Source organism: Delftia sp. ZNC0008 (assembly GCF_000799035.1).
GTDB lineage: Bacteria > Pseudomonadota > Gammaproteobacteria > Burkholderiales > Burkholderiaceae_C > Comamonas > Comamonas tsuruhatensis.
The window spans coordinates 1-6,640 of sequence record NZ_JTKZ01000901.1 but is presented as its reverse complement, the minus strand read 5'-3'; the positions used below and the strand labels follow the sequence as shown (position 1 = coordinate 6,640).

Sequence of the window (6,640 nt, the reverse complement as noted above, 5' to 3'; positions counted from 1 at the left end):
ATGCGTGGAGAGCAAGGACGGGCCGGTGATCTGGGAAGACCATTTCTATCCCGAGATCATCGACCCGGACACGGGCGAGGTGCTGCCCGACGGCAGCGAGGGCGAGCTGGTCTTCACGTCGCTGTCCAAGGAGGCCATGCCCATCGTGCGCTACCGCACGCGGGATTTGACGCGGCTGCTGGCGCCGACTTCGCGCAGCTTCCGGCGCATGGGCAAGATCGTGGGGCGCAGCGACGACATGATGATCATCCGCGGCGTCAACGTCTTTCCGACCCAGATCGAGGAAATCGTGCTGGCCAATGCCAGCCTCACGGGCCTGTACCAGATGCACATCAGCCGTGAAGGCCTGCTGGACACCGTCGAGGTGCACTGCGAGCTGCAGCCGCAGCGGCGCGGCCTGGGCGATGCCGAGCGCGGCGAGATCGCGCAGTGGGTGCAGCAGCGCATCAAGACCCTGGTGGGCATTTCCACGGCGGTGCGCGTCTTCGATCCCGACACCATCGAGCGCACGCAGACCGGCAAGGCCCGGCGCGTGTACGACAAGCGGCCGCGTTGAGGCACCGCCGGCCGTCGTCAACCATTTCATTCAAGGAGATCGCACATGTATACCCAGGCCATGGACACCATGGGCAAGGAAGCGGGCGATGGCGGCAAGGCCGTGCGCTCGGCCGACGAAATGCGCCTGCAGCAGCGCTTCGACGAGCGCATCGATGCCGGCGAATTCATCGAGGCCAAGGACTGGATGCCCGACAACTACCGCAAGACGCTGCTGCGCCAGATCAGCCAGCACGCGCACAGCGAGATCGTCGGCATGCTGCCCGAGGGCAACTGGATCAGCCGCGCGCCCACCCTCAAGCGCAAGGCCATCCTGCTGGCCAAGGTGCAGGACGAGGGCGGCCATGGCCTGTACCTCTACGCGGCCGCCGAGACGCTGGGCAGCAGCCGCGACCAGATGCTGCACGCGCTGCACACGGGCAAGGCCAAGTACAGCTCCATCTTCAACTACCCCACGCTGACCTGGGCCGACATGGGCACCATCGGCTGGCTGGTGGACGGCGCGGCCATCATGAACCAGGTGCCCATCTGCCGCTGCTCCTATGCGCCCTATGCGCGTGCCATGGTGCGTATCTGCCGCGAGGAGAGCTTTCACCAGCGCCAGGGCTACGAGGCGCTGCTGACCATGATGCAGCAGGGCACCGAGGCGCAGAAGGCCATGGTGCAGGACGCCGTCAACCGCTGGTGGTGGCCGTCCATCATGATGTTCGGCCCGCCCGACGACCAGTCGCCCAACAGCGCGCAGTCCATGCGCTGGGGCATCAAGCGCATCTCCAACGACGCGCTGCGCCAGAAGTTCATCGACGCCACGGTGGACCAGGCCAAGGTGCTGGGCGTGACCCTGCCCGACCCCGACCTGAAATGGAACGAGGCCCGCCAGGCCCATGACCATGGCCCCATCGACTGGGACGAGTTCTGGCGCGTGATCGCCGGAGACGGCCCCTGCAACCGCGAGCGCCTGGGCGCACGCGTCAAGGCCTGGGACGAAGGCGCCTGGGTGCGCGAGGCCGCCCTGGCCCATGCCCGCAAGCAGACACAGAGAAACCAGACCCGCAAGGAGGCCGCATGACCGCCGTCGAACAGAACATCACCAACGAATGGCCGCTGTGGGAAGTCTTCGTCCGCAGCAAGGCCGGCCTGGACCACAAGCACTGCGGCAGCCTGCATGCGGCCGACCCGCAGATGGCGCTGCAGATGGCGCGCGATGTCTACACGCGGCGCCAGGAGGGCGTGAGCGTCTGGGTGGTGCGCTCGGACCAGATCGTGGCCAGCGACCCCGGCGACAAGGACATGTTCTTCGACCCGGCCCAGGACAAGGTCTACCGCCATCCGACCTTCTACCAGCTGCCGCCCTCGGTGGACCACATGTGAGCGGGGTGCAGCCATGAACGCCTCCGCCTCGGCCTCCTCCATCGCCATCGACGCCCGCCCCGAGGTGCAGTACCTGCTGCGCCTGGGCGATACCTGCCTGATCCTGGCCCAGCGCCTGGGCCAGTGGTGCGGCCACGCGCCCATCCTCGAAGAGGACATCGCCATGACCAACATGGCGCTGGACCTGGTCGGCCAGGCGCGCGCGCTGCTCACGCGCGCCGGCCAGCTCGAAGGCCGCGCGCACGATGAGGACCAGCTCGCCTTTCTGCGCGACGAGCGCGACTACTTCAACGCCACGCTGGCCGAGCTGCCGCGCGGCGACTTCGCCTTCACCGTGCTGCGCAACGCCATGGCTGCCACCTGGCTGCGCCTGATGTGGGAGCGCCTGGTGCACTCCAGCGACGCCGAGCTGGCCGCCATCGCCGCCAAGGCGCTCAAAGAAGCGCGCTACCACGAGCAGCACGCGGGCGACTGGGTGGTGCGCCTGGGCGACGGCACCGAGGAATCGCGCCAGCGCATGGAGGCGGCGCTGGCCCAGCTGTGGCGCTATGCGGCCGAGCTGTTCACCGACGACGCCACGGACGCTGCCGCACGCGCCAGCGGCCTGGGCCCGGCCTGGTCCGAGCTGCGCGAGCCCTGGCAGGCCGAAATGGCCGCCCTGCTGCATGAGGCCACGCTGGACATGCCGGCCGAATCCGCCTTCCGCAGCACGGGCCGCAACGGCGTGCACAGCGAGCACATGGGCTTCATCCTGGCCGAGATGCAGCACCTGCAGCGCGCCTATCCGGGCGGGGTGTGGTGATGGCTGCCGCACGGCTGGTGGCCGTCACATCCGCCTCGGCCGAGCGCGAGCGCCTGGCCTGGGCCGCGCTGCAGGACGTGCCCGATCCCGAGGTGCCCGTGATCTCGGTCTGCGAGCTGGGCATCGTGCGCGAGGTCCATGCCCTGCCCGAAGGCCAGGGCATGGAGATCGTGCTCACGCCCACCTACTCGGGCTGCCCCGCCACGGAGGTCATCGAGCGCAGCGTGCTCGAGGCCATCGAGGCCGCCGGCCTGGGCCCCGCGCGCGCCGTGCTGCGCCGCGCCCCGGCCTGGACCACGGACTGGATCAGCGACGACGGCCGGCGCAAGCTGCGCGAGTACGGCATCGCGCCCCCCGGGCGCTGTGGCGACTCCGGCCTGCCGGAGGGCACTTCGCCCATCCGCCTGGTGCGCCGCCGCCAGGGCATTGCCGTGCCCGAGCCCGTTGCCTGCCCGCACTGCGGCAGCGTGCACACCGAGCGGCTTTCGGCCTTTGGCGCCACGGCCTGCAAGGCCCTGCACCGCTGCCTGGACTGCCGCGAACCCTTCGAACACTTCAAGCCGATATGACCACGACCACGATGTTCCACCCGCTGCGCGTGCGCAGCATTGCGCCCGACACGGCCGAGGCCGTGGTCGTCTCCTTCGACGTGCCGCCCGCGCTGCGCGAGGTCTTCGGCTTCACCCAGGGCCAGTACCTGACGCTGCGCCACCAGATCGACGGGCAGGACCTGCGCCGCAGCTACTCCATCTGCGCAGGCGTGGATGACGGCGAGCTGCGCGTGGGCGTGCGCAAGGTGCGCGGCGGCCAGTTCTCCAACTGGATCAACGAGCATCTGCGCCCCGGCGACACGCTGCAGGTCATGGCGCCCCAGGGCCGCTTCTTCGTGCCCATCGAGCCCGGGGCCGCGCGCCACCATGTGGGCATCGCCGGCGGCAGCGGCATCACGCCCATCCTGTCCATCATGAAGACCGTGCTGGCGCGCGAGCCCGCCAGCCGCTTCACGCTGATCTACGGCAACCGCCAGCTGCAGTCCACCATGTTCAAGGAGGAGATCGAGGACCTCAAGAACCGCTACATGTCGCGGCTGTCGCTGCAGCATGTGTTCTCGGACGAGCACACCGACCTGCCGCTGAACATGGGCGTGATGGACCGCGGCAAGATCGCCGAATTCCTGCAGGGCGTGGTGCCGGCCGCGCACATCGACCATGTCTACATCTGCGGACCCTTCCAGATGAACGACGAGGCCGAGGCCGCCCTGCTGGCCGCCGGCGTGCCCGAGGAGCGCATCCACATCGAGCGCTTCGGCGTGGCCCTGCCGGCCGCAGGCCAGGGCACAGTGGGCGCCGTGGTGCACGAGGCCCAGCCCGGCGACGCCGCCACCGCACGCATCACCCTGGTGCGCGACGGCCTCTCGCGCGAGATCCCCTTCACGCGCGGCCAGGCCAGCATCCTGGACGCGGCCTCCTCGGCCGGGCTGGAAGTGCCCTATTCCTGCACCTCGGGCGTCTGCGGCACCTGCCGCGCCAAGGTGGTCGAGGGCGAGGTGCGCATGGAGCGCAACTTCGCCCTCGACAAGAACGAAGTCGCCTGCGGCTTTGTCCTGACCTGCCAGGCGCATCCGCTGACCGAGCGGGTGGTGCTGTCGTTCGATGAGCGGTGAGGGCCGTCCCGCCCAGGGACGGCCGCGGGCCTACTCGATGCCGATATCCAGCCGCGACACCAGTGCCCGGCCGTGTTCGTTCAGGCCCGTCACCTCGACCGTGCTGCCGTGCTTGCGCAGGCGCTGGCAAACCTTGTCCAGCGCATTGACGGCCGTGATGTCCCAGAAATGGGCGTTGGTCAGTTCGATGCGCACGGGCCGGCCTTCGATGTCCCGCACGTCGAAGGCATCGACCAGCAGGTCGGCCGAGGCAAAGAAGACCTGGCCCGAGACACGGTAGGTCAGGCCTGCGCCGTCCTGCGTCTTCTCGACGGACAGCAGCCTTGAGACCTTGAAGGTGAAGAACACACCGCTGAGCAGCACGCCGACGCCCACGCCGGCGGCCAGGTTGTCCGTGGCCACGGTGACCACCACGGTGGCCAGCATCACGGCGCTGGACAGCTTGGGGTGCCTGAGCAGGGCGCGGGCCGATCCCCAGTCCAGCGTGGAGGCCGACACCATCACCATGATGGCCACCAGCGCCGCCACCGGCACCTGCGACACCCAGGGCTTGAGCAGCACCATCAGGATGAGCAGGAAGGCGCCCGCGAACAGCGTGGACAGCCGGCCGCGGCCGCCGTAGCGCACATTGCCCACGGTCTGGCCGATCATGGCGCAGCCGGCAATGCCGCCGAACAGGCTGGCCGCGATGTTGGCCACGCCGATGCCGCTGCACTCGCGGTTCTTGGAGCTGGGCGTGTCCGTGAGTTCGTCGACCACGCTGGCCGTCATCATGGACTCCAGCAATCCCACCATGGCGATCGCCAGCGCGGGCAGGGCGATCAGGCGCAGCGTCTCCAGCGACCACGGCACCTGCGGCAGCCCGAAGCTGGGCAGGCCGTCCGGCAGCAGGCCCAGGTCGGCGACCGTCTTCAGGGGCAGGTCCAGCCAATTCGCCGCCACCGTCAGCACCACGATGCAGACCAGGGGCGAGGGCACGGCCGTGGTCAGCCGGGGCAGGCCGTAGATGATCAGCAGGCCGGCGCCCACCATAGCCCAGGTGGCGGCATTGGCGCCGATCAGGTGCGGCATCTGGGCCGAGAAGATCAGGATGGCCAGCGCATTGACGAAGCCCGTGCGCACCGAGCCCGACACATAGCGCATCAGCACGCCCAGGCGCAGCAGGCCGAACAGGATCTGCACGGCCCCCGCAAGAATGCCGGCCGCAAAAAGATACTGCACGCCATGGGCATGCACCAGCGGAGCGGCCACCAGGGCGACCGAGCCCGCAGCCGCCGACACCATGGCCGGGCGCGCGCCCGTGAAGGCGATGACGATGCTGATGATGAAAGACGCGAACAGCCCGACGGCAGGATCGACGCCAGCCACGAAGGAAAAGGCGATGACCTCGGGGATCAGCGCAAAGGTGGCCACGGCGCCGGCCATGAGCTCGCGCGGAATGCTGGGCGCCCACTCGGCGCGAAAGGGATGCGGGTGTTTCGACATGGAAATGGCCAGCCCCGCCGCGCTGGGTGTGGCAGGGCGGGGCAGGATTTTGTAGACGGGAATGAACATGCCGGGCGTCGGGCGATGCCCGAAACAACCTGGCGGCTTGTACGGTTCGACCGTGCTACGGCGGCGCCAGGCGGGTGCAGCCCGAGCGCCGGCTCTGCGAGCCGCGCGCGATGCGGGCCAGCGTGAAGCTGTGAAGGCGCGCGGCATCGCGGCTGCGCGCTTGGCGAGCCCCGGGTTGACGGTGCCGGTGGACTGAAATCACGGGCGCGATTGTACGAGGGGGTGCTGCCTGCCGCGGGATGGACCCCTGGCCGCAATCAGTCGTAGTGCGCCATGGTGGCGCGGTAGCGCACAGGGCCTTGCTCGGCCGACGAGGCCTGCACCACTTCCACGTAGACGACTTGGCCCGAAGCCGCCGTGTACCTGGCATGGCGAACGCGCCGCCCCATGCCGTAGGAGGGGCCGGGCGTTTCGTCGTCCGCACTCCGGGAATAGCCTTTGCCGATCAGGTAGGCATCGAAGGCGTGCGTGGCGGGGCCAATGCTTGCGAACTCCACGTCATAGGACACCAGGCCGTGTGGCGGCTTGTTGCCGTCGCCCACGGTGCCGAAGTACTCCGCCTTGCCCAGCGCGCCCACCAGCGGCGCATGGCGCACCAGGGACGAGATGCCGATGTAGTAGGTGAAGCTGCCGGGCTCGGGCGTGTAGTCCTCCTGCGAGATCAGGCACAGGGCTGCAGCCAGCCAGCCACGCGG

7 protein-coding genes and 1 pseudogene are annotated in these 6,640 nt (G+C 69.2%); 6 read left to right on the top strand and 2 right to left on the bottom strand.

Annotated features, from left to right (window positions below):
* The 6 genes and pseudogenes from L995_RS29170 to paaE form a co-directional block, all read left to right on the top strand.
* Positions 1-556, top strand: a pseudogene (locus L995_RS29170) (phenylacetate--CoA ligase); the annotation flags it as partial.
* A 45-nt stretch (positions 557-601) separates the two neighbouring features.
* Positions 602-1,624: a 1,2-phenylacetyl-CoA epoxidase subunit PaaA gene (paaA, locus tag L995_RS29165; protein WP_012202742.1), complete on the top strand. Its 1,023-nt coding sequence runs from the start codon at positions 602-604 to the stop codon at positions 1,622-1,624.
* A complete protein-coding gene (paaB, locus tag L995_RS29160; protein ID WP_012202743.1) occupies positions 1,621-1,926 on the top strand; it encodes a 1,2-phenylacetyl-CoA epoxidase subunit PaaB in 306 nt (101 codons plus the stop codon). The genes paaA and paaB overlap by 4 nt, the downstream gene beginning before the upstream one ends.
* A gap of 13 nt (positions 1,927-1,939) precedes the next feature.
* Entirely contained in the window at positions 1,940-2,728 is a 789-nt protein-coding gene (paaC, locus tag L995_RS29155) for a 1,2-phenylacetyl-CoA epoxidase subunit PaaC (protein ID WP_047474910.1), read from the top strand.
* A complete protein-coding gene (gene paaD, locus L995_RS29150) occupies positions 2,728-3,297 on the top strand; it encodes a 1,2-phenylacetyl-CoA epoxidase subunit PaaD (RefSeq protein WP_047474908.1) in 570 nt (189 codons plus the stop codon). The genes paaC and paaD overlap by 1 nt, the downstream gene beginning before the upstream one ends.
* Entirely contained in the window at positions 3,294-4,391 is a 1,098-nt protein-coding gene (paaE, locus tag L995_RS29145) for a 1,2-phenylacetyl-CoA epoxidase subunit PaaE (protein WP_047474907.1), read from the top strand. Before paaD ends, paaE begins: the two co-directional genes overlap by 4 nt.
* Positions 4,392-4,421: 30 nt before the next feature.
* Here paaE and L995_RS29140 read toward each other — a convergent pair whose 3' ends face one another.
* Positions 4,422-5,876: a SulP family inorganic anion transporter gene (locus tag L995_RS29140; RefSeq protein WP_231574562.1), complete on the bottom strand. Its 1,455-nt coding sequence runs from the start codon at positions 5,874-5,876 to the stop codon at positions 4,422-4,424.
* Between the two features lie 326 nt (positions 5,877-6,202).
* Positions 6,203-6,640 (bottom strand): hypothetical protein (locus L995_RS29135; protein ID WP_047474903.1); only part of this gene is annotated, 438 nt, incomplete at its 5' end.